Here is a 26,768-nt window from a genome sequence, read left to right as displayed (position 1 = left end):
AATCTGGGAGAGAAACATGACCTTGTTCGACATGAAGGGCAAAGTTGCCGTCATCACCGGTTCGACGCGCGGCATCGGACTTGCGATCGCCGAGCGCATGGCCGAGCACGGCGCCAAGGTCGTGATCTCCTCGCGCAAGGCCGACGTCTGCGAGCAGGTGGCGAAGGACATCAACGAGAAGTTCGGCAAGGGCACCGCGGTCGCGATCGCCGCCAGTATCTCCTCGAAGGAGAATCTGCAGAACCTGGTCGACGAGAGCAACCGCGCCTTCGGCAAGATCGACGTGCTGGTCTGCAACGCTGCGTCGAATCCGTATTACGGTCCGCTCGCCGGCATCTCCGACGATCAGTTCCGCAAGATTCTCGACAACAACATCGTCGCCAACAACTGGCTGATCTCGATGGTGGTGCCGCAGATGATCGAGCGCAATTACGGCTCGATCATCATCGTCTCCTCGATCGGCGGCCTGAAGGGCTCCACCATCCTCGGCGCCTACGCGATCTCCAAGGCTGCCGACATGCAGCTCGCGCGCAACCTCGCCTGCGAATATGGCAAGCACAACATCCGCGTGAACTGCATCGCGCCCGGCTTGATCAAGACCGATTTTGCCAAGGCGCTGTGGGACAATCCGGAGAATTTGAAGGCCTCGACCGCGCGCTCGCCGCTGTTGCGCATCGGCATCCCCGACGAGATCGCGGGCGCCGCGGTGTTCCTGGGTTCGAAGGCCGGCGACTTCATGACCGGCCAGACCATGGTGATCGACGGCGGCGCGACGATTAGTTGAAGGCGTCGCACGGGAGGGGCACGTAAGCCCGTTCCAACATCGGTGTCATCGCCCGCGAAAGCGGGCGATCCAGTACTCCGCGGCGGAAGTTGTGTGAACGAACTGCCGCCGCGGAGTACTGGATGCCCCGGTCAAGCCGGGGCATGACGGTGAGTGTGAGGGTGCAGTGTCGCGACGGGTGCGGGCGCCGCCTCAATCCACCGCCGCGTAAACCAGATCCCGCACCAGCGTCCGCGTGTAATCACGCTGTCCCGGGGCCTGGCTCATGAACACGGTGAACAGATCCTCCTTCGGATCGATCCAGAAGAACGTGCCGGCGATGCCGCTCCAGAAATAGTTGCCGACGCTGCCGGGGAAGGGCGCGATGCCGGCGTCGCGGCGCACGGCGAAGCCGAGACCAAAGCCGTGGCCCGGCGACAGCAGCGTGCCGTTGGTCACGACGTGAGGCCCGAGATGATCGGACGCCATCAGCTCCAGCGTCTTGCGGCCGATGATCCTTGCGCCGTCGAGCATGCCGCCATTGCGCAGCATCAGGCAGAAGCGGGCGTAGTCCATCGTGGTCGAGACCAGACCGCCGCCGCCGGATTCCATCACCGGCTGCTCGAGCATGTTGAATAGCGCGACCTTGTCGCCGGTCCAGGGATCGGCCGCGAACGGCTCGGCAAGTCTGTGGGCATTGACCTCGCTGGTCGAGAAAGCAGTCTCGGTCATCTGGAGCGGTGCGAGCACGCGCTCGGTGAGGAATGCGCCTAGTGACTTGCCGCTGACGACCTCGATGATGCGGCCGAGGATGTCGGTGGAGCGGCTGTAATTGAACTCGTCGCCGGGATGGCAGACCAGCGGAAAGCTCGCCACCAGCGCGGCGTGCTCGGCATTGGTGATCTTGCGGCTACGGACGCGGGATTCCTGGTAGATCTTGTGCACGGGGCCGTCGCCCTGGTGCTCATAGGTGAGGCCCGAGGTGTGGCGGAGCAGGTCCTGCACCGTCATCGGCCGCTTGGGTGCAACCAGTTCCAGCTTGCCGCCGCTGACGACGCCAACCTTCTGGTTCGCGAACTCCGGGACGAATTTGGCAACCGGGTCGGCGAGCAGAAGGTGGCCGTCCTCGACCAGGGCCATGATGCCGACCGAGACGATCGGCTTGGTCATCGAGAAGATCCGGAAGATCGAATCAAGCGCCATCGGCGCCGACCCCGCCGGACCCTGCCTGCCAAGCGCCTCGAACCAGCCGACCTGGCCGCCCCGCGCCACCAGCACGGTCAGCCCTGGGATGGTTCCCTTGTCGATCTCGCGCTTGAAGGCGTCCGACATCGCCTGCAGGCGCGGCCGCGACAGGCCCAGCGTTTCCGGCTTGGCCTCGGGGAAAGGCGGGTTTTTCGGCGCGGTCGCGAGGTGAGGGGCGGCTGTGGCGGTCATACGTTCACTCCCGTGGGCATATTAGTATCGGGAGGGGACTGTGACCCAGAAGCCGCGGCACAAACAAGCGAAGTCAGCGCGCTTCACCTCTGCAATCCGTCCTTGCAATCCGGCCGTCCCCTGTGCTTGAAAGCGCGCCTGATCCGAAGCGGCGACGCGAGGGTCCGTAGGAGTGTAGCTCAATTGGTAGAGCACCGGTCTCCAAAACCGGGGGTCGCAGGTTCGAGCCCTGCCACTCCTGCCAGCGCATCCGCCGGCTAACCCCTTGATCCCGAACTACTCCGGTCTGCCTGCCCACGACGCAGAGCCGACTGGCCGCACCCGGTGATCCTTGACCTTTGGCCCCATCCGCAGTAGATACCCGGCACTCGCAGCCGGCCCGTTAGACGCGGATATCCGGCGCGGCTTTGAAATCTCCCGAACATCAGAGTCCGGTTTTCCGGCTCATCCTTCGAGACAGAGGGCTGGGCCACATCAGGCTGTTCGGATCCCTGAAATCCTTATTGGCGTCTCAAACGATGGCAGTCAGCCCGTTCAAGTTCTTGCAGGAAGTGCGCTCGGAGACCGCCAAGGTCACCTGGCCGACCCGTCGTGAGACCACAATCACCACCATCATGGTGTTCGTGATGGTCGCGCTGGCCTCGATCTTCTTCTTCGCTGCCGACCAGATCATCCGCTACCTCATCACCTTCCTTCTGGGCATTCACTGATGGCAACAGCCGCCGCAACCCAATCGTCCGACAAGCGCTGGTACATCGTCCACGCCTATTCGAACTTCGAGAAGAAGGTCGCCGAATCGATCCGCGAGCAGGCCAAGCAGCGCGGGCTCGAAGATCTGTTCGAGCTGGTGCTGGTTCCGACCGAGAAGGTCACGGAAGTGCGCCGCGGCCGCAAGATCGATGCCGAGCGCAAGTTCTTCCCGGGCTACGTGCTGGTGAAGATGAAGCTGACCGACGAGGCATTTCATCTGATCAAGAACACGCCGAAGGTCACGGGCTTCCTCGGCGCCGAGAACAAGCCGATGCCGATCTCGGAGAGCGAGGCCATGCGCATCCTGCACCAGGTGCAGGAGGGTGTGGAACGGCCGAAGGCGTCGGTATCGTTCGAGATCGGCGAGAACGTGCGCGTGGCCGACGGCCCGTTTGCTTCGTTCTCGGGTGTCGTCGAGGAAATCGACGAGGCGCGCTCGCGTGTGAAGGTCGCGGTGTCGATCTTCGGCCGCGCAACGCCCGTCGAACTGGAATTCGGTCAGGTCGAGAAGGTCTGACCGGGTGAGGCGGGACGCCGGAAGGCATCCCGCAAAGAGAGGCCGTGGGAGGGAGAGGGCGGTTGCCAGCCGCATCCGACCCAGACCACGAACCTGAAACCGCCGGCGTCAGCCGGCACACCAGGAGTGCTACATGGCAAAGAAAGTGACCGGATACCTGAAGCTTCAGGTCCCGGCCGGTGCGGCGAATCCCTCGCCCCCGATCGGTCCCGCGCTCGGTCAGCGCGGTCTCAACATCATGGAGTTCTGCAAGGCGTTCAACGCGCAGACCCAGAAGGAAGAGAAGAACACCCCGATCCCGGTGATCATCACCATCTATGCGGACCGTTCCTTCACCTTCGAGATGAAGACGCCGCCGATGTCCTACTTCCTCAAGCAGGCTGCCAAGATCCAGTCCGGCTCGAAGGCGCCGGGCCGTGACAAGGCCGGCAAGGTGACCCGCGCGCAGGTGCGCGAGATCGCCGAGAAGAAGATGAAGGACCTGAATTGCGACACCATCGAATCGGCCATGAAGATGGTCGAGGGCTCCGCCCGCTCGATGGGTCTGGAAGTTGCGGGGTAAGCGGTCATGGCAATCGGAAAGCGTTTGAACAAAGCCCGCGAAGGCATTGACCGCGAAAAGCTTTACCCGCTCGCGGACGCCATCAAGATGGTCAAGGAACGCGCGAAGGCGAAGTTCGACGAGACCATCGAGGTCGCGATCAATCTCGGCGTCGACCCGCGTCACGCCGACCAGATGGTCCGCGGCGTCGTGACCCTGCCGAACGGTACCGGCCGTACGCTCCGCGTCGGCGTGTTCGCCCGCGGCGCCAAGGCCGATGAGGCCAAGGCCGCCGGTGCCGACGTTGTCGGCGCCGAAGACCTCGTCGAGAAGGTGCAGAACGGCGCGATTGATTTCGACCGCTGCATCGCCACCCCCGACATGATGCCGCTGGTAGGCCGTCTCGGTAAGGTGCTCGGCCCGCGCGGCCTGATGCCGAACCCGAAGATCGGCACCGTGACCATGGACGTCACCGGTGCGGTGAAGGGTGCAAAGGGCGGCTCGGTGGAGTTCCGGGTCGAGAAGGCCGGTATCCTGCAGGCCGGCGTTGGCAAGGCCTCGTTCTCCGAGGAGAAGCTGGTCGAGAACATCAAGGCTCTCGCCGATGCGGTATCAAAGGCGAAGCCGGCCGGTTCCAAGGGCACCTACATCCAGCGCGTTGCGGTGTCCTCCACGATGGGCCCGGGCGTGAAGGTCGAGCCGGGTACCATTCTCGGCTAAGGCTTGCCTCGGCTAAGTCCGGAAATTGCATGAGGCGAGGGGCGGAATTGGGCAACCGATTCCGCCCCTCGTCGTTTGTGGGCGGCACTCACCGGAAACAAGAACAATGGCTGACAAGGTCCTGATCTACTCGCGCTTTCCCAAGACGATGATGGCGCGCTTCGCCGAGCGGTTCGATCTGCTCGACACCGGTGGCCAGCCTGCGCATGAGGTGTATTCGGCGGACGAGCTCGCCGGCATCCGGGCGCTGCTGACCGCAGGCGGCTCGCCGCTGGGGGCGGAGGCGATGGACTTGTTTCCAAAGCTCGGCGCGATCGTCTGCTACGGCACCGGCTATGACGGCATCGACCTGAAGGCCGCCGCCGCCCGCAACATCGCAGTCGGCCACAGCCCCGGCGCCAATGCGGCCTCGGTCGCCGACATCGCGATGACCCTGATGCTGGCCACGACGCGGCGCATTTTGGTCGCCGACCAATATGTCCGCAGCGGCGACTGGGCGGCATCAAGACAGTCGCCGATGATGCGCCCCCAGGCCGGCATGCCTGGCCGCCGGATCGGCGTCTACGGCATGGGCGAGATCGGCCGCAAGATCGCCGCGCGCTGCGCCGCCTTCGAGAGCGAGGTCGGCTATTTCAGCCGCACCCGATACGATCTGCCGTATCAATATTTCCCGTCGCTGGAAGCTTTGGCCGACTGGTGCAGCGTGCTGATGATCGCGGTACGGGCGGGGGGCGAGACCCAGCACGTCGTCGACGCCGATATCCTGGGGCGCCTCGGTGCGGACGGCTATGTCGTCAACATCTCCCGCGGCTCTGTCGTCGACGAGAAGGCCTTGGTCGCAGCCTTGAGCGACAAGACCATCGCCGGCGCCGGTCTCGACGTCTTCGAGAAGGAACCGCACGCCCCGGACGCCCTGACGGCGCTGCCCAATGTGGTGTTCGCCCCCCATATCGGCGGCCACACCCTCGAATCGCACGTTGCCATGCAGAACTGCGTGCTGGCGAACCTGACCGCGTTTTTCGAGGGCAAGCCGCTGCCTCATCAGGTCAAATCGGCCTGAATCGGCCCTTGTCAGGCCGCCTCAAGCCGTGATGGCAACAGATTGGAACTGGTGTGAATTTTGCTCTTGGCAATCAAGCAGAGAGCGGTTAAAGAACCGCTTCCGGACGTGCCGGCCTTGGCTGGCGCGTCCGTGCACGCATTCCGAAAACCCGACGCGCAGGAGATCATTCCTTTTCAGGACGTCCGCAAGGATTTGCCCGAAAAGGAAGGAAAATCCATCGGCCGGTGGGGTGTGGGCAGAGGTCAGGCGGCTCGCCGACTGGCCTCGTCCTGTCCAAGACTGCAGGCGCCTGCGGGAAATTTCGATTTCTCAACGGCTTAATCGCATAGCCTGCATAGACGGGTGAAGACCGGATTTCACTTCGCTTCCCACCTTGGGGTGGTCGCGAAAGAAGTTTGGTTCGGACCTCGACACGCCGTGGGCTCTCGCGAGCTCCCGGAGGGCAGGCTTTGAATTGTCGTCTTGCCCTGCGTGTCCGATGGGTTTTGGCCCTGAGGTTCAGGTTTGGGCGGGACGATGGGTGCAACCCGGCGGTTCCGCTTTCGCGTTGACCGCCAACCGGAAAGAGCTTGCTGTGGAACGAGCGGCAAAAAAAGACGCGGTCGAACAGCTCAATGGGGTCTTCAAGACCACGAGCGTCGCGATCGTTGCTCAATATTCCGGCCTCACCGTTGCCCAGATGCAGAAGCTGCGCCAGCAGATGAAGCAGGCGGGTGCCTCGGTGAAGGTCTCGAAGAACCGTCTCGCCAAAATTGCTCTTGAAGGCACTGACGTCGTTGCCATCGGCCCCATGCTGAAGGGACCGACCGTGATCGCCACTTCGAACGATCCGGTAGCGGCGCCAAAGGTCGCCATCGAATTCGCCAAGACGAACGAAAAGTTCGTCATCATTGGCGGCTCGATGGGGAAGACCGTCCTGAATGTCGACGGCGTGAAGGCGCTTGCCTCGCTGCCGTCGCTTGACGAACTGCGCGGCAAGATCGTCGGCCTCATCGTGGCCCCGGCGACCAAGCTCGCTCAGCTCGCCAACGCGCCCGCGGGCAAGCTCGCGCGCGTCATCCAGGCTCATGCCTCAAAGGGCGAAGCGGCCTGACGCCCTTCGCAAAACTCAAACCCGAACCAGACTTACACTCAAGGAAACTGAACAATGGCTGACTTGCAGAAGATCGTTGACGACCTCTCGAGCCTCACCGTGCTCGAGGCTGCCGAACTCGCGAAGCTCCTCGAAGAGAAGTGGGGCGTTTCGGCTGCCGCGGCCGTCGCCGTGGCCGGCCCGGCCGGTGGTGGCGCTGCTGCCGCTCCGGCGGAAGAGAAGACCGAGTTCACGGTCGTTCTCGCCAGCGCTGGCGAGAAGAAGATCGAGGTCATCAAGGAAGTCCGCGCCATCACCGGTCTCGGCCTGAAGGAAGCAAAGGACCTCGTCGAGGGTGCTCCGAAGCCGCTGAAGGAAGGCGTGAACAAGGAAGAAGCCGAGAAGATCAAGGCCCAGATCGAGAAGGCTGGCGCCAAGGTCGAGCTCAAGTAAGCAATGCTTACGACCAGGATCCCGGGCTGAGGCTCGGGATCCTGGTCCGCCTTCAAAAGGGCGGGCCGAATGCAAAAGGCGTGCGACGGATCGTCCCGACGCAGGCCGAACACGAAAATGTGTGGGGATTTCAGGGTTTATCCCTCGAATCTGCACTATTGTCGCCTCATATCGGGTCGGCAGCACGAAAGCGCGGTGGCCAGGGGCGTTGGGTTTCCCTGTAAGCCGTTGGGAGAACAGGCTATTTCGGGCTTTTGCAGTCCGTGAAGACGATCGTTGTGACGGGCGGGCGCGCACCAGCGCCCCGCGCGTCGTTTTGCGTTTTGAAGGTCTGAAGAACAGATTCAGGACATTTCCGCCTGAAGCTGAGTCTCCGGCCCCAAAGCGGGTTCGACAAATTCAACCCGGGGAGCGGTGGCAGCCGCGTTCCGGACGGTTCGCCCAGAGCGGGCGACGAAAATGAGAGGCCACGATGGCGCAGCAGACATTCACCGGTCGCAAACGCGTTCGCAAGTTCTTCGGACACATCAAGGAAGTCGCCGAGATGCCGAACCTCATCGAGGTTCAGAAGGCGTCCTATGACCAGTTCCTGATGGTCGACGAACCCGCGGGCGGCCGCCTCGATGAGGGCCTCCAGGCTGTGTTCCGTTCCGTGTTCCCGATCTCCGACTTCTCGGGCACCTCGATGCTGGAATTCGTCCGCTACGAGTTCGAGCAGCCGAAATACGACGTCGACGAGTGCCGTCAGCGCGGCATGACCTTCGCGGCCCCGCTCAAGGTGACGCTGCGCCTCATCGTGTTCGATATCGACGAGGAAACCGGCGCGAAATCGGTGAAGGACATCAAGGAGCAGGACGTCTACATGGGCGACATCCCGCTCATGACGATGAACGGCACCTTCATCGTGAACGGCACCGAGCGCGTCATCGTCTCGCAGATGCACCGTTCGCCGGGCGTGTTCTTCGACCACGACAAGGGCAAGACCCATTCCTCGGGCAAGCTGCTGTTCGCTGCCCGCGTGATTCCGTATCGCGGTTCCTGGCTCGACATCGAGTTCGATGCCAAGGACATCGTCTATGCGCGTATCGACCGTCGCCGCAAGATTCCGGTAACGTCGCTGATGTTCGCCCTCGGTCTCGACGGCGAGGCGATCCTCTCCACGTTCTACAAGAAGATCCTCTACAAGCGGACCAAGGAAGGCTGGCGCGTTCCGTTCGACGCCAACCGTTTCCGCGGCTACTCGACCATCAACGACCTGATCGATGCCGACACCGGCAAGGTCGTGCTCGAGGCCGGCAAGAAGCTCACCGTCCGCGCCGCCCGCCAGCTCCAGGAGAAGGGGCTCAAGGCGCTGCGCCTGTCCGACGAGGAACTGGTCGGCAACTACCTCGCCGAGGATCTCGTCAACCCGAAGACCGGTGAGATCCACGCCGAAGCCGGCGAGGAAATCACCGACAAGTCGATGAAGGCCCTCAACGAGCACGGCTACAAGGAGCTGCCGCTGCTCGACATCGACCACGTCAATGTCGGCGCCTACATCCGCAACACGCTTGCGGCCGACAAGAACATGACGCGCGAAGACGCGCTGTTCGACATCTACCGCGTGATGCGTCCGGGCGAGCCGCCGACGCTGGATTCGGCGCAGGCGATGTTCCAGTCGCTGTTCTTCGATGCCGAGCGTTACGACCTCTCCGCGGTCGGCCGCGTCAAGATGAACATGCGCCTCGACCTCGATGCGCCCGACACCCAGCGCACGCTGCGCAAGGAAGACATTCTCTGCGTCATCAAGACGCTGGTGGATCTGCGCGACGGCAAGGGCGAGATCGACGATATCGACCATCTCGGCAACCGCCGTGTGCGATCGGTCGGCGAGCTGATGGAGAACCAGTACCGCATCGGCCTCCTTCGCATGGAGCGCGCGATCAAGGAGCGCATGTCCTCGGTCGACATCGACACGGTCATGCCGCAGGACCTGATCAACGCGAAGCCGGCGGCTGCCGCGGTGCGCGAGTTCTTCGGCTCCTCGCAGCTCTCGCAGTTCATGGACCAGACCAACCCGCTCAGCGAGATCACCCACAAGCGCCGTCTCTCGGCACTTGGGCCGGGCGGTCTGACCCGCGAGCGTGCCGGCTTCGAGGTGCGCGACGTGCATCCGACGCATTACGGTCGTATCTGTCCGATCGAGACGCCGGAAGGTCCGAACATCGGCCTGATCAACTCGCTTGCCACCTTCGCGCGCGTGAACAAGTACGGCTTCGTCGAGACGCCGTATCGCAAGGTCAAGGACGGCCGCGTCACCGATGAGGTCGTGTACCTCTCGGCGATGGAAGAGGGGCGCTATTCGGTCGCGCAGGCCAACGTGCCGGTCGACGCCAAGGGTCGCTTCACCGAAGACCTCGTGGTCTGCCGCGCGAGCGGCACCCGCGACGTCGTGCCGATGACGCCCGACAAGGTCGACTACATGGACGTGTCGCCGAAGCAGCTCGTTTCGGTCGCCGCGGCGCTGATCCCGTTCCTCGAGAACGACGACGCCAACCGCGCGCTGATGGGCTCGAACATGCAGCGCCAGGCGGTGCCGCTGGTTCGCGCCGAGGCGCCGTTCGTCGGCACCGGCATGGAAGGCGTGGTTGCGCGTGACTCGGGCGCCGCGATCGCGGCGCGTCGTTCGGGCGTGATCGACCAGATCGACGCGACCCGCGTCGTTATCCGCGCGACGGAAGATCTCGATCCGACCAAGTCGGGCGTCGATATCTACCGCCTGATGAAGTACCAGCGCTCCAACCAGTCGACCTGCATCAACCAGCGTCCGCTGGTGAAGGTCGGCGACATCGTCAAGAAGGGCGACATCATCGCTGACGGTCCGTCGACCGATCTCGGCGAGCTCGCGCTCGGCCGTAACGTGCTCGTCGCGTTCATGCCGTGGAATGGCTACAACTTCGAAGACTCGATCCTGCTCTCCGAGCGGATCGTGAAGGAAGACGTCTTCACCTCGATCCACATCGAGGAGTTCGAGGTGATGGCCCGCGACACCAAGCTCGGGCCTGAGGAAATCACCCGCGACATCCCGAACGTCTCGGAAGAAGCGCTGAAGAACCTCGACGAAGCCGGTATCGTCTACATCGGCGCTGAGGTGCGCGCCGGCGACATCCTGGTCGGCAAGATCACGCCGAAGGGCGAAAGCCCGATGACGCCGGAAGAAAAGCTCCTGCGCGCCATCTTCGGCGAAAAGGCCTCCGACGTCCGCGATACCTCGCTGCGCGTTCCCCCGGGCGTGCAGGGCACGATCGTCGAAGTCCGCGTGTTCAACCGTCACGGCGTCGACAAGGACGAGCGTGCGCTGGCGATCGAGCGGGAAGAGATCGAGCGTCTGGCCAAGGACCGCGACGACGAACAGGCGATCCTGGACCGCAACGTCTACAACCGTCTTGCCGAGCTCCTCGAGGGGCGGCAGGGCATTGCCGGTCCCAAGGGCTTCAAGAAGGACACCAAGATCACCCGCGCGGTGCTCGAGGAGTACCCGAAGTCGCAGTGGTGGCTGTTCGCCTCGCCCAACGACAAGCTGATGGCCGAGATCGAGGCCATGCGGAAGCAGTACGATGAGTCGAAGAAGGGGCTCGAGCAGCGCTTCCTCGACAAGGTCGAGAAGCTTCAGCGCGGTGACGAATTGCCCCCGGGCGTGATGAAGATGGTCAAGGTCTTCGTCGCGGTGAAGCGCAAGATCCAGCCCGGCGACAAGATGGCCGGCCGTCACGGCAACAAGGGCGTGGTGTCGAAGATCGTGCCGATCGAGGACATGCCGTTCCTCGAAGACGGCACGCACGCCGACATCGTGCTCAATCCGCTGGGCGTGCCCTCGCGCATGAACGTCGGACAGATCCTCGAGACGCATCTCGGCTGGGCCTGCGCCGGCCTCGGCAAGCGTATCGGCCAGACGGTCGATGCGTACCTGTCGAAGCAGGACATCAAGCCGCTGAAGGAAACCTTGAAGAAGGTCTACGGCGAGGACGAGACGATCAAGACGCTCAACGACAACGAGCTGCTTGAACTCGGCCACAATCTGAGCCGCGGCGTGCCGATCGCGACGCCGGTGTTCGATGGTGCCAAGGAGACCGACATCGAGGAGATGCTGAAGCTCGCGGGTCTGGACGCCTCGGGCCAGTCGACCGTCTATGACGGCCGTACCGGCGACGCCTTCGATCGCAAGGTGACGGTGGGCTACATCTACATGCTCAAGCTGCACCATCTCGTCGACGACAAGATCCACGCGCGTTCGATCGGTCCGTACTCGCTCGTTACCCAGCAGCCGCTGGGCGGCAAGGCGCAGTTCGGCGGCCAGCGCTTCGGCGAAATGGAGGTGTGGGCGCTCGAAGCTTACGGCGCGGCCTACACGCTCCAGGAAATGCTGACCGTGAAGTCGGACGACGTCGCCGGCCGTACCAAGGTGTACGAGGCGATCGTGCGCGGCGACGACACCTTCGAGGCCGGTATCCCGGAATCGTTCAACGTGCTGGTCAAGGAAATGCGCTCGCTCGGCCTCAACGTCGATCTGCACAATTCCAAGATGGGGCCGGCGCCGACGTCGGAAGCAGCCGAGTAATACGACCTTTCATGCCCGGCCTTCGCGGCCGGGCATTGGCGCCCCTCCCGATGCCTTGAGGGCAGGGCGCCCCGCTCGAGTGATTTTCGAATTTGCGGCCGGAGGCGACCGGTACGCGAGGAGAAGACGATGAACCAAGAAATTATGAATCTCTTTAACCCGACGACGCCGGCTCAGGTCTTCGACCAGATCCGCATCTCGATCGCGTCCCCGGAGAAGATTCTGTCCTGGTCCTACGGCGAGATCAAGAAGCCGGAGACCATCAACTACCGTACCTTCAAGCCCGAGCGCGACGGCCTGTTCTGCGCCCGTATCTTCGGGCCGATCAAGGACTACGAGTGCTTGTGCGGCAAGTACAAGCGCATGAAGTACAAGGGCATCATCTGCGAGAAGTGCTCGGTCGAGGTCACGCTGTCGCGCGTCCGGCGCGAGCGCATGGGCCATATCGAGCTCGCGGCTCCCGTCGCCCACATCTGGTTCCTGAAGTCGCTGCCCTCGCGCATCGGCCTGCTGCTCGACATGACGCTGAAGGATCTCGAGCGGATCCTCTACTTCGAATACTACGTCGTGCTCGAGCCGGGCCTCACCGCGCTGAAGGACCGTCAGCTGCTGTCGGAAGACGAGTATCTGAAGGCACAGGACGAGTACGGCCAGGATTCCTTCACCGCCATGATCGGCGCCGAGGCGATCCGCGAGCTGCTCAAGGGCATGGACCTCGAGAAGCTCGAGCTCAGCTTGCGCGCCGAGATGCAGGAGACCGACTCCGACATCAAGCACAAGAAGCTCGCCAAGCGTCTGAAGATCGTCGAGGCCTTCCGCCACTCCGGCAACAAGCCGGAATGGATGATCCTGACCGTCGTTCCCGTGATCCCGCCGGACCTGCGTCCGCTGGTGCCGCTGGACGGCGGCCGCTTCGCGACCTCCGATCTCAACGACCTCTATCGCCGCGTCATCAACCGCAACAACCGCTTGAAGCGGCTGATGGAGCTGCGCGCGCCCGACATCATCATCCGCAACGAGAAGCGCATGCTTCAGGAGGCGGTCGATGCGCTGTTCGACAACGGCCGTCGCGGCCGCGTCATCACCGGCGCCAACAAGCGCCCGCTGAAGTCGCTCGCCGACATGCTCAAGGGCAAGCAGGGGCGTTTCCGTCAGAACCTGCTCGGCAAGCGCGTCGACTATTCGGGCCGTTCGGTGATCGTGGTCGGTCCCGAGCTGCGCCTGCATCAGTGCGGCCTGCCGAAGAAGATGGCGCTCGAGCTGTTCAAGCCGTTCATCTACTCGCGGCTTGACGCCAAGGGCCTGTCCACCACGGTGAAGCAGGCGAAGAAGCTGGTCGAGAAGGAGCGGCCCGAGGTCTGGGACATCCTGGACGAGGTGATCCGCGAGCATCCGGTGCTGCTCAACCGCGCGCCGACGCTGCATCGTCTGGGCATCCAGGCGTTCGAGCCGGTGCTGATCGAGGGCAAGGCGATCCAGCTTCACCCGCTGGTCTGCTCGGCGTTCAACGCCGACTTCGACGGCGACCAGATGGCCGTGCACGTTCCGCTGTCGCTCGAAGCGCAGCTGGAAGCGCGCGTGCTGATGATGTCGACCAACAACATCCTGCATCCCGCGAACGGCCAGCCGATCATCGTGCCGTCGCAGGACATCGTGCTCGGTCTCTACTACGTCTCGATCATGCGCGAAGGCCTGCCCGGCGAGGGCAAGCTGTTCGGCGACATGGCCGAGCTGGAGCATGCCCTGCATGCGAAGGTCATCCACCTCCACACCAAGATCAAGTACCGGTGGGAAGGCATGGACGAGACCGGCAAGGTCTCCAAGCGCTGGATCGAGACCACCGCGGGCCGCGTCATGCTCGGCAACCTGCTGCCGAAGAACCCGCGCATCTCGTACGAGATCATCAACAAGCTGATGACCAAGCGCGAGATCTCGGGCGTCATCGACCAGGTCTACCGTCACTGCGGCCAGAAGGAGACCGTGATCTTCTGCGATCGCATCATGGCGCTCGGCTTCTACAACGCGTTCAAGGCCGGCATCTCGTTCGGCAAGGACGACATGGTCGTGCCGCACGGCAAGTGGAAGATCGTCGACACCACCCGGACGCTGGCGAAGGATTTCGAGCAGCAGTACAACGACGGTCTGATTACCCATGGCGAGAAGTACAACAAGGTCGTCGACGCCTGGTCGAAGGCCACGGAAGAAATCGCCAAGGCGATGATGAAGGAGATCTCCGCCACCAAGAAGACGGCGAGCGGAGCCGATGCCGACATCAACTCGATCTACATGATGGCCCACTCCGGTGCCCGCGGTTCGCCGGCCCAGATGCGCCAGCTCGCCGGCATGCGCGGCCTGATGGCCAAGCCGTCAGGTGAGATCATCGAGACGCCGATCATCTCGAACTTCAAGGAAGGCCTCTCGGTTCTCGAATACTTCAACTCGACCCACGGCGCCCGTAAGGGTCTCGCGGACACCGCGTTGAAGACCGCGAACTCGGGCTACCTGACCCGTCGTCTGGTCGACGTCGCGCAGGACTGCATCATCACGCAGTCCGACTGCGGCACCAAGCTCGGCATCAAGATGCGCGCCATCGTCGATGCCGGCACCGTGGTCGCTTCGCTCGGTTCGCGCATCCTCGGACGCACGGCCTGCGAAGACGTGCGTGACAGCTCGGGCAAGGTGATCATCAAGCGCGACACGCTGATGGAAGAGAGCCATCTGGAGGCCATCCAGCAGGGTGGTGTGCAGGAGGTGAAGATCCGCTCGGCGCTGACCTGCGAACTCGTCAACGGCATCTGCGGCAAGTGCTACGGCCGCGACCTCGCCCGCGGCACGCCGGTCAACCACGGCGAAGCGGTCGGCGTCATCGCGGCGCAGTCGATCGGCGAGCCGGGCACCCAGCTCACCATGCGCACCTTCCATATCGGTGGTGCGGCGCAGCTCAACGAGCAGTCCTTCGTCGAAGCCAATTTCGACGGCAAGATCGTGATCCGGAACAAGGCCATCGCCCGCAATAGCGAAGGTCACCTGATCGCGATGGTGCGCAACATGGTGGTGGCCGTTGTCGATGCCGACGGCACCGAACGTGCGACGCACCGTGTCCAATACGGCTCGCGCCTGCACGTCGACGACGGCGATATGGTCAAGCGTGGCCAGCGCATCGTCGAGTGGGACCCGTACACCCGTCCGCTTCTCACCGAAGTGGAAGGCACCATCGGCTTCGAGGATCTGGTCGAAGGCCAGTCGATCTCGGAAACGCTGGACGAGGCCACCGGTATCGCCAAGCGCGTGGTCATCGACTGGCGCTCGACCCGCGGCGGTTCGGACCTGCGTCCGGCCATCGTGGTGAAGGGCAAGGACGGCAAGGTGCTCAAGCTCGCCCGTGGTGGCGACGCCCGCTACATGCTGTCGGTCGACGCCATTCTCTCGGTCGACGTCGGAGCCAAGGTCAACCCGGGCGACATCCTTGCCCGTGTCTCGACCGAAAGCGCCAAGACGCGTGACATCACCGGCGGTCTGCCGCGGGTGGCGGAACTGTTCGAGGCACGGCGCCCGAAGGATGCGGCGATCATCGCCGAGATCGCGGGCACCATCCGGTTCGGACGCGACTACAAGAACAAGCGTCGCATCTCGATCGAGCCGATGGACAAGACCGACGAGCCGCGCGAGTACCTGATCCCGAAGGGCAAGCACATCCACCTTCAGGACGGCGACGTCGTCGAAAAGGGCGACTTCATCGTGGAGGGCAACCCGGCGCCGCACGACATTCTTGCGGTCAAGGGCATCGAAGAGCTCGCGGCCTATCTGGTCAACGAAATCCAGGAGGTCTACCGGCTCCAGGGCGTGCTCATCAACGACAAGCACATCGAGGTGATTGTCCGTCAGATGCTCCAGAAGGTGGAAATCACCGACCAGGGCGACACGGACATGATCTCCGGCGAGCAGGTCGACAAGATCGAGTTCGACGCGCTGAACGAGAAGGCCAAGGAAGAGGGCAAGAAGCCCGCCACGGGGACGCCGGTTCTGCTCGGCATCACCAAGGCGAGCCTGCAGACCCGCTCCTTCTTCTCGGCGGCCTCGTTCCAGGAGACCACCCGCGTCCTCACGGAAGCGGCGGTCAACGGCAAGATCGATCCGCTCGAAGGCCTCAAGGAGAACGTCATTGTCGGCCGGCTGATCCCGGCGGGCACCGGCGCCTCGATGGCCAAGATCCGCGAAGTCGCCATGAAGCGCGACAAGCTGATTCTCGACGAGCGCGAGAAGCAGGCGTCCGTCGTGCCGCCGGCACCGGAGGCCGAGCCGATGGCGCTGCCGCCTGCGGAATAATAGCTCCTCCGTACGATTACTGAGGACAATGAAAAGGCCGGCGAAAGCCGGCCTTTTTGCTGCTTTGATTGCCTGCTGCGATGCGGCACCAATATTTGTTCATCTTTCCTTCAGGCGCAAAAGCGCTTCTGCTAAGGGAGCTTAGACCGGTGGTCCCGTGACGGGGGCAGGGCCGGAGACCACGGAACTCACATGCTTGATCTTGCAATCGTAGGCGGCGGCCCCGGCGGGCTGATGAGCGCCTGGTATCTGAAGCGGAAGCTCGGCGACCTCTGTCGCATTACCATCTACGAAGCGTCCGACCGGCTCGGCGGCAAGATCGTCACGCGCAAATTCGATTCCGCTCCGGCGATGTACGAGGCCGGGGTTGCCGAGATCTACGACTACTCGATGACCGGTCCCGATCCGCTGCGCGAGTTGATCCAGCATTTCGGACTGCAGACCATTCCGATGGATGCCGAGCAGGTGCACCTCGACGGCGAGTTGCTGAACGACGTGCCCGGCATGCGCCGCAAATTCGGACCCAAGACCGCGGCGGCGATCGAGGCTTTCCGCAAGCGCTGCGCCGACGCGATGTCGCCGATCGAATATTACGAGGGCGTCGGCGCCCACGACAACGAGAACCCCTGGGCCTACAAGACCGCCGAACAAGTGCTCGACGAGGAGGTCGAGGACGACACCGCAAAGCGTTTCTTCAAGGTGATGGCGCGCTCGGACATCGCGACCGAAAGCCACAACACCAACGGCCTCAACGCGCTCAAGAACTATCTGATGGATGTGGACGGCTATATCGGGCTCTATTCCATCCAGAACGGCAACGAGCAGCTGATCGAATGCCTCCAATCGGAGGTCAATGCCGATATCCAGCTCAATCATCGCGTGCTCACGGTCGGCAAGGTGCCGACCGGCCGCTATCAGCTCAAGATGATGAACGGGAAAGGTCCGGAGACGCGCGACTTCGATCTCGTGCTGGTCTGCCTGCCGCACTCCTGGCTCTCCACCCTGGGATGGGAAGGCGAGCAGCTGCGCAAGTCGATGGTCAAGCACGTCGCCTATTTCGATCGTCCTGCACATTATTTGCGCGTCTCGATCCTGTTCGACACCCCGTTCTGGGGCGAAAAGATTCCCGGCGCCTGGTTCATGTCGGAAGCCTTCGGCGGCTGCTGCGTCTACAACGAGGGCGCGCGCCACGACGTCGGCAGGCACGGGGTCCTGAACTGGCTGATTCCCGGCTCCGATGCACTGGCCTACGCCAATCTGTCGGACCAGGAGCTCATCGATGCCGCGCTGAAATCGCTGCCCCCCTCGCTGGGGGACGCGCGTGCGCATTTCATGGAAGGCAAGATCCACCGCTGGCTGTCATCGGTGAACGCGATCCCGGGCGGTCTGCCGGTGCGCGACGTGATGACCAATCACCGGCCCGAGCCGAAGGAACATCCCGGCATCGTCGTGGTCGGCGACTATCTGTTCGACTCCACGCTGAACGGCCTGCTCGACTCCTCGGACGCGGCGACCGACATCATCCTGACCGAGATGATGCGGCTGCGCCGCGAGCGAGCGCAGGAGAATGGCGAGCCCATCTCCGATAAGATCGACCGCGACTATTTCGAGAACTATCGCGGTCTTGGCCCCTATAGCGAAGCGTGGCGTCACTTCACCGATCCCGACTATCTGACCAAGCTGATCGGCATCGTCTGGGGCAAGACGAAGGGCGCAAAACTCCTGGTCGCGGGCTCCGCCAGCGGCGAGCTGGTCGGCGCGTTGCGTGAGTGCGGCATCGACGCCTGGGGCATCGAGAACAACCGCGCCATCCACGCCAAGACGCCGAAGGCGCTAAGGAAGTTCAACAAGCTCGGCTCGATCACCGACATGCCGTTCAAGGATGGCAGCTTCGACTACGTGTTCGAGACCAGCCTCTGTCACGTCGCCCCGAAGCAGGTGGTTCGTGCGATCCGCGAGCTCAACCGCGTGGTCAAGACCGGCCTCGTGTTCGGCTCGATCACCTCGGACATGGCCTCAGTCGTAATCGATCGCTACGATCTGTTGCGCGGGGTCAAGAAGCTGGGCACCTGGTGGGAATGGTCCGAGCTGTTCTTTGGCAACGGTTTCGACCTGTCGATGCACCGCAAGGACTGCACCGATGCGCTCTGGGAAGCGACGCTTGCTGCCGGCAAGGGTCCGGGTCAGTGGTACGCCGACGCAGATTCCTTGCGCTATTCCTTCTTCGACAAGGTCGAGGACGGAGACGACGACTAGCATCATGAGGTGCGGATCAATTCGCCAATTGCTTTGCCGAATTCATCCTGATCGCATAGAATCGGCGTTATGGCGGCGCGCCGCTATTTGCTGCTTTCTCTGCGGTCATGCCGGCCGTCAGCATCGGTTGGTTTCATGGCGTCCAGGCCCCTCTCTCCCGACAAACAGAAGCTCGCCGCGAGCGAGGCGGCCGAGCTCGAGGACAAGCTCGCTGCCGCGCACGAGCCCGGGCTTGAAGACGACGAGGGCGACGAAGACGCGGACGAGCTTGAGCTCGACGACGATGATGACGAGGACCTCGTCGTCTTTACCGCCCGCGAGGCCGCCGGCGCGCTCGCGACCATCCTGGGTTTCGTCAAACCCTTCCTGTCCAACTACAAGCGCATCCTGGGCTATGTAGCGTTCGGCGTCCTGGTCGAGACGCTGTTCAACGTCTTCATGCCGCTCAGCCTGAAGTTCCTGATCGACGACGCGCTCGGCGAGGAGGATTTCCAGGCGCTGTACAAGATCCTCGGCGTGCTCGCGGTCGCCGGCATCTCCACCTCGATCGTCGCGGTCTGGTACGAGCGCTGGGACGCGCGGCTGGCGGCTTGCGTCATCTCCGACGTCCGCAAGCGCCTGTTCGAGCACGTCCAGGACCTTCCGGCGGCCTATTTCGGCCGCACCAAGCGCGGCGAGATCCTGTCGCGCTTCTCGGTCGACCTCTCGGCCTTCGAAGGCTCGGTCAAGACCTTTACCAACAGCGCTGCGCTGCCCTTCCTGGAATTGATCGCCGGCATCATCCTGATGCTGTTCCTGAACTGGCAGCTCGCGGTGGTCGCGCTGCTGGTGTTTCCGATCACCCTGATCGGCCCGCGCATTCTGACGCCGAAGGCGGTGCAGGCCAACTACGAGCAGAAGCTCAATGAAAGCGCGCTGCTCGGCATGGTGCAGGAGAACGTGGCGGCGCAGGCCGTGATCAAGGCGTTCAGCCTGCAGCGCAAGATGTTCGGCTTCTTCACCTTCCGCAACGACGCGACCCGCAACAGGATTGCCGCCGCCGGGTTCCTGTCGACGATGGTGGAGCGGACGGTCACCATCTCGGTGCTGCTGTTGCATCTCGTCGTGCTCGCGATCGGCGCTTACCTCGCGACCAAGGGCCAGATCACCATCGGCACCTTCGTCACCTTCGAAAGCGCGTTCTGGGAGGTCTCATATAACATCGCACACGTGATGCACTTCATCCCGGTCTCGATCTCCTCGGCCGCTGCGATCCGTCACATCCAGGAGCTGCTCGACGAGCCCACGCGCGGCGCCGATCGCCCCGGCGCGCCCGATCTGCCGCGCATCACCAACGACATCACCTTCGATCACGTGACGTTCCAGTACGAAGGCGGCCAGACGCCGGTGCTGGACAATCTCAGCCTTAAACTCAGTGTCGGCAAGAGCATCGCCATCGTCGGTCCCTCGGGCTCCGGCAAGAGCACGCTGCTCAATCTGATCCTGCGTCTGTACGTGCCGGACGAGGGGCGCGTCACCATCGACGGCGTCGATGTTCGCAAGGTGACGCTGGACTCGCTGCGCCGGAGCATGGCGGTGGTGTTCCAGGAGAACATGCTGTTCAACATGTCGATCCGCGAGAACATCCGGCTCGGCAAGGAAGGCGCGACCGACGAGGAGGTCGAGGAGGCCGCCAAGAAGGCCGAGATCCACCGCTACATCATGAGCCTGCCGCAGCGCTACGACACGCCGGTCGGCGAGCGCGGCGATACGCTGTCGGGCGGCCAGCGCCAGCGTATTGCGATCGCGCGCGCGATCATCCGCAATCCCTCGGTGCTGCTGCTGGACGAAGCCACTTCGGCGCTCGACCAGACCACGGAAGCGGCGATCAATCGCACGCTGCTGAAAGTGGCCAAGGGCCGCACCATGATCTGGTCGACCCACCGTCTGAGCTCGGTCGTCGAGATGGACGAGATCATCGTGATTTCAGGGGGCAGGGCGATTGAACGTGGCTCGCATTCCGAGCTGCTCGCCAGGAACGGCACCTATCGCAAGCTGTGGAACGATCAGACCCATCAGCCCCACGGCGCGATCGCTCAGGCCGACGTCGATAGCGATGATGACGAAGACGACGAGGACGACCTCGACGCGGATGATGAGGACGAGGACGACGAGGAGGAGTGACCGAGGAAGTTCGGCTCCAGATGAAACGCTCCTCCAAGCCGCCGCACCAATCCTTGGGCCGACCAGGCCATGAAACGCGCCCAGCGTTGCGCCGTCCAGTAGGGGCTCGTCGCAATCGATACGGAGCGGAAGTCGAAGGCTTTCGCCGCTGACCATTGATCGCAGGCCAGCTTGACCGGATCGGCGTAGAAGCCCGCGATCTTGCCCGCATCCATCCCGTCGGATGCCAGCCATTGCGGGATGTGGACGTTGCAGAGCCGCTCGACGTCGGTGAACGCCTTGTCGCAGCCGGTGCCGGCGACCGGGCAGGAGGTCGCGAAAGCATCGCCCGCCAGCACCACGCCCGGCTGGTGACCGGCGTCATTCACATAGAGATCAACCGGGCGGATCTTGATCTCGCCGATGATGTCGAACGGGCCAGTGATGCGCTCGAGCCGCGGCAGGGCGGCGTTCAATGTTTCGGCCGGTGCGCGGCGAAATTGGTGCAGCCAGGGATCGTCGAAGTCGCGGTAGGCGAACAGATTGGCCCGCATCCCCGTGCCGATCAGAAAAAGCGAGATGTAGGGGATGCGGTCGCTCGGCCGCTCCGAGAAATAGGTCAGGGCCGGGAAGTCGAAGGAATTCCGGCCTGCCGGCTCCACGTCGAACCCGATCGAGATCGAATGGCAGGCGCTGATGATGGTTCGCCGGATGCCAAGCTGGTGGCGAAGGCCGACATTGAGGCCATTGGCGAGCACCACCAGACGAGCCGAGATCGTCTTTCCACTGGCGAGGGCGATTCTCTGCCGCTCCGGACTGGTCTCGACCGCCACCGCCTTGGTCCAGACCCGTTCGACCGTTCCAGGAATCTCGTCGCGGATCGCGTTGACAAGGGAATCGTAGCGGATGTTGAATTGCCGGGTCGGCGCCTTGTCGAGGAGATGGCCGAACCGCGCGATCCAGTTCTCGCCGGAGAACGTCGCGCGGCGCAGGACTGAGTCGGCGATCCCGCTCCGCTGGAATCGCTCGATTTGTCCGTGACCGCTGAGCTTTTCGACACGAAAATCGGCCGGATAGGTCTGGTGCGGGTCGATCAGCATCGCCGAAATACCGGCGCGTCCGAGCATCGCGGCGGCGGTTGAGCCGGCAAGTCCCCCGCCGATGATGGCAATATCGGTATACCGCATGGCGCTCGTCTCTGCCGGAGGGGGACAGATTGACGCATCAACAGGAAAAAAAGCCTTAGCATTGGTTATAAAAGTATATTTCGCCCGGGCGTAATTGGGTATGGGTCTTGAGAGACGATGCCTACCCTTTCATATCGGAGCCTCCGGGCAGGGCGCCGAGCGGGCAATTTCCCAAGGCGCGAGAAGCGCTTTGTTGCTGTCGTTTCGCCTTGACTTGACCGATTCTCACTTATAGAAAGCGCCTCACTTAACGACAGGCGGTGAGCATCGCCAGCGTCGGAACGGGCCACCCGTTGATCCTCAGGGGTCGCTAGACGGGCACCAACCTCGACGAATGCCGCTCAAACGCTGTCGATAATAGCTAGGCAATGCCAGTGCGATTTTAGGTCTCTCGAGCCAGTTCTCTTGAGGTCGAATTCGGATGCATGACCTCAGTGCGCGGGCCGCGGCTATCAGCTGATCGGCCTAAATACTGCGGTCCTCTGTGGCGTCGAAGCGCTTTCCGCTCAGTGATGGAGCGGTTGGCGCGATTTCGCTTTGTGCGGATTGTTCCGTACAGCGCGGAGCCCCGTCGAGCGGGTAGCGCGACAAGAATTTGCGGTCCCGGCAACGGGCCGCGGCAAGACAGCAGGCCCGCAAGGGCTCGCGATAACAAAGGGTAAGGCCAGGATGCCGACGATCAACCAGCTGATCGCTCAACCGCGTGAAGTGCAGAAGTCGCGCAAGAAGGTGCCGGCGCTGCAGCAGTCGCCGCAGAAGCGTGGTGTTTGCACCCGCGTCTACACCACGACCCCGAAGAAGCCGAACTCGGCGCTCCGTAAGGTCGCCAAGGTGCGTCTGACCAACGGTTTCGAGGTGATCGGCTACATCCCCGGTGAAGGCCATAACCTTCAGGAGCACTCGGTGGTCATGATCCGCGGCGGCCGCGTCAAGGACTTGCCCGGCGTGCGCTACCACATCCTCCGCGGCGTCCTGGATACCCAGGGCGTCAAGAACCGTAAGCAGCGTCGTTCGAAGTACGGCGCGAAGCGTCCGAAGTAAGCGGGAACCAGCTCAATGTCTCGTCGCCACTCAGCGGAAAAGCGCGAAGTCCTTCCCGATCCGAAGTTCGGGAACATCATCGTCACCAAGTTCATGAACTCGGTGATGTACGCCGGCAAGAAGTCGGTTGCCGAAGGTATCGTCTACGGCGCGTTCGGCATCATCGAATCCAAGACCAAGCAGAATCCGCTTGGCGTGTTCGAGCAGGCGCTCGAGAACGTCATGCCGACCATCGAGGTTCGCTCCCGCCGCGTCGGTGGAGCGACCTATCAGGTTCCGGTGGAAGTTCGTTCGACCCGCCGTCAGGCGCTGGGCATTCGCTGGCTGATCTCGGCCGCGCGCGAGCGCAACGAAAAGACGATGACGGAGCGTCTCTCGGCTGAGCTCCTGGATGCATCGAACAACCGTGGGAACGCCGTCAAGAAGCGCGAAGACGTGCACCGGATGGCGGAAGCCAACCGCGCCTTCTCGCACTATCGCTGGTAACGGCGAAACAAACGGACTCGCAAGGAACACCCCATGCCCCGCCAACATGCCATCGAGGACTACCGTAACTTCGGTATCATGGCGCATATCGACGCCGGCAAAACGACGACGACCGAGCGCATCCTCTATTACACTGGCAAGAGCCACAAGATCGGCGAAGTGCACGAAGGTGCCGCGACGATGGACTGGATGGAGCAGGAGCAGGAGCGTGGCATCACGATCACCTCGGCTGCAACCACCGCATTCTGGGCCGGCAAGCGCCTGAACATCATCGACACTCCTGGCCACGTCGACTTCACCATCGAAGTCGAGCGCAGCTTGCGCGTGCTCGATGGCGCCGTCTGCGTGCTCGACTCGAACCAGGGCGTCGAGCCCCAGACCGAGACCGTCTGGCGCCAGGGCGACAAGTACAAGGTTCCGCGCATCGTTTTCGCCAACAAGATGGACAAGATCGGCGCCGACTTCTTCAAGTGTCTGGCCGACATCGTTGACCGTCTGGGTGCCAAGCCCGTCGCGATCCAGCTTCCGATCGGTGCCGAGAACAACTTCAAGGGTCTCGTCGACCTCGTGAAGATGAAGGGCGTCATTTGGAACGACGAGTCGCTCGGCGCGAAGTTCGACTATGTCGACATTCCGGAAGATCTCGTCGACCAGGCCAAGGAATATCGCGAGAAGATGGTGGAAGCCGCCGTCGAGCTCGACGACGACGCCATGGCCGCTTACCTCGACGGCAAGGAGCCCGACGAGGCGACCCTGAAGCGCCTGATCCGCAAGGCGGTGCTGACCGGTGCGTTCTATCCCGTGCTGTGCGGCTCGGCCTTCAAGAACAAGGGCGTGCAGCCGCTGCTCGACGCCGTCGTCGACTATCTGCCGTCGCCGCTCGACGTGCCTGCGATCAAGGGCACCGACGACAAGGGCAATGAAGTCGTGCGCAAGGCGGACGACAAGGAACCGCTGGCGCTGCTCGCGTTCAAGATCATGGACGACCCGTTCGTCGGCACCATCACCTTCTGCCGCATCTATTCCGGCGTTCTGCAGAGCGGCACCGGCGTCGTGAACTCGACCCGCGAGAAGAAGGAGCGCATCGGGCGCATGCTCTTGATGCATGCGAACAACCGCGAAGACATCAAGGAAGCCTATGCCGGCGACATCGTCGCGCTGGCCGGCCTGAAGGAAGCTCGCACCGGTGACACGCTGTGCGATCCCGACAAGCAGGTGATCCTCGAAAAGATGGAATTCCCCGAGCCGGTCATCGAGATCGCGATCGAGCCGAAGTCCAAGGCCGACCAGGAGAAGCTGGGCGTGGCGCTGGCCAAGCTCGCCGCGGAGGACCCGTCCTTCCGCGTGTCGACCGACCACGAGTCCGGCCAGACCATCCTCAAGGGCATGGGCGAACTCCATCTCGACATCAAGGTCGACATCCTCAAGCGCACCTACAAGGTGGACGCCAACATCGGCGCGCCGCAGGTGGCGTTCCGTGAGCGTGTCACCAAGCGGGTCGAGCACAGCTACACCCACAAGAAGCAGACGGGTGGTACGGGCCAGTTCGCGGCCGTGTCGTTCATCGTCGAGCCGAATGAGCCCGGCAAGGGCTACGAATTCGAGTCGAAGATCGTCGGCGGCGCGGTGCCGAAGGAATACATCCCCGGCGTCGAGAAGGGTCTCGAGAGCGTGCTGTCGTCCGGCGTGGTCGCGGGCTTCCCCGTGGTCGACGTCAAGGTGCAGCTCGTCGATGGCAAGTATCACGACGTCGACTCGTCGGCACTCGCCTTCGAAATCGCTTCGCGCGCCTGCTTCCGCGAAGCGCTGCAGATGGGCAAGTCCGTCCTGCTCGAGCCGATCATGAAGGTCGAAGTGGTGACCCCGGAAGACTACACCGGCTCGGTCATCGGCGACCTGAATTCGCGGCGCGGTCAGATCCAGGGTCAGGACATGCGCGGCAACGCCAACGTCATCAACGCGATGGTGCCGCTCATGAACATGTTCGGTTACGTGAATAACCTGCGCTCGATGAGCCAGGGTCGCGCGACCTTCACCATGCAGTTCGATCACTACGCAGAAGCGCCGGCTAACGTGTCGGCGGAAGTCCAAAAGAAGTTTGCCTGATTGTCGTCGGTCTAAAGCTGACGATTGAACGGAGAGTCAAATGGCCAAAGCAAAGTTTGAACGTACCAAGCCGCACTGCAACATCGGCACCATCGGTCACGTCGACCATGGCAAGACGTCGCTGACCGCGGCGATCACCAAGGTTCTCGCCGAAGCCGGCGGTGCGACGTTCACCGCGTACGACCAGATCGACAAGGCGCCGGAAGAGAAGGCGCGCGGCATCACCATCTCGACCGCGCACGTCGAATACGAGACGCCGAACCGCCACTACGCCCACGTCGACTGCCCCGGCCACGCCGACTACGTGAAGAACATGATCACCGGCGCCGCCCAGATGGACGGTGCGATCCTGGTCGTGTCGGCCGCTGACGGCCCGATGCCGCAGACCCGCGAGCACATCCTGCTCGCCCGCCAGGTCGGCGTGCCTGCGCTCGTCGTGTTCCTCAACAAGTGCGACATGGTCGACGATCCGGAATTGCTCGAGCTCGTCGAGCTCGAAGTCCGCGAGCTGCTCTCGAAGTACGATTTCCCGGGCGACAAGATCCCGATCATCAAGGGTTCGGCGCTCGCCGCTCTCGAAGACAGCGACAAGAAGCTCGGCCACGACGCCATCATCGAGCTGATGAAGAACGTCGACAGCTACATCCCGCAGCCGGAGCGTCCGATCGACCAGCCGTTCCTGATGCCGGTTGAAGACGTGTTCTCGATCTCGGGCCGCGGCACCGTCGTGACCGGCCGTGTCGAGCGCGGCGTCGTCAAGGTCGGCGAGGAAATCGAGATCGTCGGTCTCCGCGCCACCCAGAAGACCACCGTCACCGGCGTCGAAATGTTCCGCAAGCTGCTCGATCAGGGTCAGGCCGGCGACAACATCGGTGCGCTGCTCCGCGGCACCAAGCGCGAAGACGTCGAGCGCGGCCAGGTGCTCTGCAAGCCGGGTTCGGTCAAGCCGCACACCAAGTTCAAGGCCGAGGCTTACATCCTCACCAAGGAAGAGGGCGGTCGCCACACCCCGTTCTTCACCAACTACCGTCCGCAGTTCTACTTCCGCACCACCGACGTGACCGGTGTCGTGCACCTGCCGGAAGGCACCGAGATGGTGATGCCGGGCGACAACATCGCGATGGAAGTGCACCTGATCGTGCCGATCGCGATGGAAGAGAAGCTCCGCTTCGCGATCCGCGAAGGCGGCCGCACCGTCGGCGCCGGCGTCGTCGCGTCGATCATCGAGTAATACGCGAATAGGGATTGGCGAGTGGCGAATGGTGACATTCGCTATTCGCTATTCGCCACCCCCCACTAAAGAGAGACCAC

The 26,768-nt window shown here is 63.0% G+C and carries 18 protein-coding genes and 1 tRNA gene; 17 read left to right on the top strand and 2 right to left on the bottom strand.

Annotated elements, in window-relative coordinates:
• Positions 1–16 precede the first annotated feature (16 nt).
• The gene (locus XH88_RS24180) at positions 17–784 is read left to right on the top strand and encodes an SDR family NAD(P)-dependent oxidoreductase (protein ID WP_271670762.1); all 768 of its coding nucleotides are present in this window, start codon (positions 17–19) and stop codon (positions 782–784) included.
• Between the two features lie 192 nt (positions 785–976).
• On the opposite strand, the gene XH88_RS24175 is transcribed toward XH88_RS24180, so the two are convergent.
• Positions 977–2,200, bottom strand: coding sequence for a serine hydrolase domain-containing protein (locus XH88_RS24175; RefSeq protein WP_271670761.1), 1,224 nt, complete (start codon positions 2,198–2,200; stop codon positions 977–979).
• A gap of 168 nt (positions 2,201–2,368) precedes the next feature.
• On the opposite strand from XH88_RS24175, the gene XH88_RS24170 reads away from it, so the two are divergent.
• The 12 genes from XH88_RS24170 to XH88_RS24115 all read left to right on the top strand — a co-directional run bounded on the left by XH88_RS24170 (position 2,369) and on the right by XH88_RS24115 (position 20,658).
• A tRNA-Trp gene (locus XH88_RS24170) sits at positions 2,369–2,444 on the top strand.
• 274 nt (positions 2,445–2,718) lie between these two features.
• Positions 2,719–2,910 carry a preprotein translocase subunit SecE gene (gene secE / locus XH88_RS24165; protein WP_092294122.1) on the top strand — a complete coding sequence of 64 codons (192 nt, stop codon included), beginning with the start codon at positions 2,719–2,721 and terminating at the stop codon, positions 2,908–2,910.
• Entirely contained in the window at positions 2,910–3,467 is a 558-nt protein-coding gene (nusG, locus tag XH88_RS24160; protein ID WP_188104643.1) for a transcription termination/antitermination protein NusG, read from the top strand. The genes secE and nusG overlap by 1 nt, the downstream gene beginning before the upstream one ends.
• Before the next feature lie 133 nt (positions 3,468–3,600).
• On the top strand, positions 3,601–4,029 hold the full coding sequence (rplK, locus tag XH88_RS24155; protein ID WP_057745528.1) for a 50S ribosomal protein L11: 429 nt from the start codon (positions 3,601–3,603) through the stop codon (positions 4,027–4,029).
• Positions 4,030–4,035: 6 nt separating this feature from the next.
• On the top strand, positions 4,036–4,728 hold the full coding sequence (gene rplA / locus XH88_RS24150; protein WP_092294126.1) for a 50S ribosomal protein L1: 693 nt from the start codon (positions 4,036–4,038) through the stop codon (positions 4,726–4,728).
• Positions 4,729–4,834: 106 nt separating this feature from the next.
• On the top strand, positions 4,835–5,788 hold the full coding sequence (locus XH88_RS24145) for a 2-hydroxyacid dehydrogenase (protein ID WP_271670760.1): 954 nt from the start codon (positions 4,835–4,837) through the stop codon (positions 5,786–5,788).
• A 577-nt stretch (positions 5,789–6,365) separates the two neighbouring features.
• Positions 6,366–6,884: a 50S ribosomal protein L10 gene (gene rplJ, locus XH88_RS24140; RefSeq protein WP_271670759.1), complete on the top strand. Its 519-nt coding sequence runs from the start codon at positions 6,366–6,368 to the stop codon at positions 6,882–6,884.
• A 54-nt stretch (positions 6,885–6,938) separates the two neighbouring features.
• On the top strand, positions 6,939–7,316 hold the full coding sequence (gene rplL, locus XH88_RS24135; protein ID WP_018647233.1) for a 50S ribosomal protein L7/L12: 378 nt from the start codon (positions 6,939–6,941) through the stop codon (positions 7,314–7,316).
• Positions 7,317–7,788: 472 nt separating this feature from the next.
• On the top strand, positions 7,789–11,913 hold the full coding sequence (rpoB, locus tag XH88_RS24130; RefSeq protein WP_271670758.1) for a DNA-directed RNA polymerase subunit beta: 4,125 nt from the start codon (positions 7,789–7,791) through the stop codon (positions 11,911–11,913).
• A gap of 129 nt (positions 11,914–12,042) precedes the next feature.
• Positions 12,043–16,239: a DNA-directed RNA polymerase subunit beta' gene (gene rpoC, locus XH88_RS24125; RefSeq protein WP_271670757.1), complete on the top strand. Its 4,197-nt coding sequence runs from the start codon at positions 12,043–12,045 to the stop codon at positions 16,237–16,239.
• Positions 16,240–16,431: 192 nt separating this feature from the next.
• Positions 16,432–18,495 (top strand): FAD-dependent oxidoreductase, encoded by a 2,064-nt coding sequence (locus tag XH88_RS24120; RefSeq protein ID WP_271670756.1) that lies wholly within the window; start codon positions 16,432–16,434, stop codon positions 18,493–18,495.
• A gap of 135 nt (positions 18,496–18,630) precedes the next feature.
• On the top strand, positions 18,631–20,658 hold the full coding sequence (locus XH88_RS24115; RefSeq protein ID WP_271670755.1) for an ABC transporter ATP-binding protein: 2,028 nt from the start codon (positions 18,631–18,633) through the stop codon (positions 20,656–20,658).
• On the opposite strand, the gene XH88_RS24110 is transcribed toward XH88_RS24115, so the two are convergent.
• Positions 20,571–21,824 (bottom strand): FAD-dependent oxidoreductase, encoded by a 1,254-nt coding sequence (locus tag XH88_RS24110; RefSeq protein WP_271670754.1) that lies wholly within the window; start codon positions 21,822–21,824, stop codon positions 20,571–20,573. The two genes, XH88_RS24115 and XH88_RS24110, sit on opposite strands and share 88 nt — an antisense overlap.
• 669 nt (positions 21,825–22,493) lie before the next feature.
• Here XH88_RS24110 and rpsL point away from each other — a divergent pair.
• Genes rpsL through tuf form a run of 4 tightly spaced genes read left to right on the top strand, consistent with a single transcriptional unit; the run spans position 22,494 to position 26,688 of the window.
• Positions 22,494–22,865: a 30S ribosomal protein S12 gene (rpsL, locus tag XH88_RS24105; protein ID WP_007603006.1), complete on the top strand. Its 372-nt coding sequence runs from the start codon at positions 22,494–22,496 to the stop codon at positions 22,863–22,865.
• A 15-nt stretch (positions 22,866–22,880) separates the two neighbouring features.
• Positions 22,881–23,351, top strand: a complete 471-nt coding sequence (gene rpsG, locus XH88_RS24100; RefSeq protein WP_008136420.1) for a 30S ribosomal protein S7 — start codon at positions 22,881–22,883, stop codon at positions 23,349–23,351.
• A 33-nt stretch (positions 23,352–23,384) separates the two neighbouring features.
• The gene (fusA, locus tag XH88_RS24095; protein ID WP_271670753.1) at positions 23,385–25,457 is read left to right on the top strand and encodes an elongation factor G; all 2,073 of its coding nucleotides are present in this window, start codon (positions 23,385–23,387) and stop codon (positions 25,455–25,457) included.
• A gap of 40 nt (positions 25,458–25,497) precedes the next feature.
• Entirely contained in the window at positions 25,498–26,688 is a 1,191-nt protein-coding gene (gene tuf / locus XH88_RS24090; RefSeq protein ID WP_194467931.1) for an elongation factor Tu, read from the top strand.
• Positions 26,689–26,768: the final 80 nt, after the last annotated feature.

It is taken from the genome of Bradyrhizobium sp. CCBAU 51627, from assembly GCF_028128765.1.
Taxonomy (GTDB): domain Bacteria; phylum Pseudomonadota; class Alphaproteobacteria; order Rhizobiales; family Xanthobacteraceae; genus Bradyrhizobium.
This window is presented reverse-complemented; position numbering and strand designations above follow the sequence as displayed.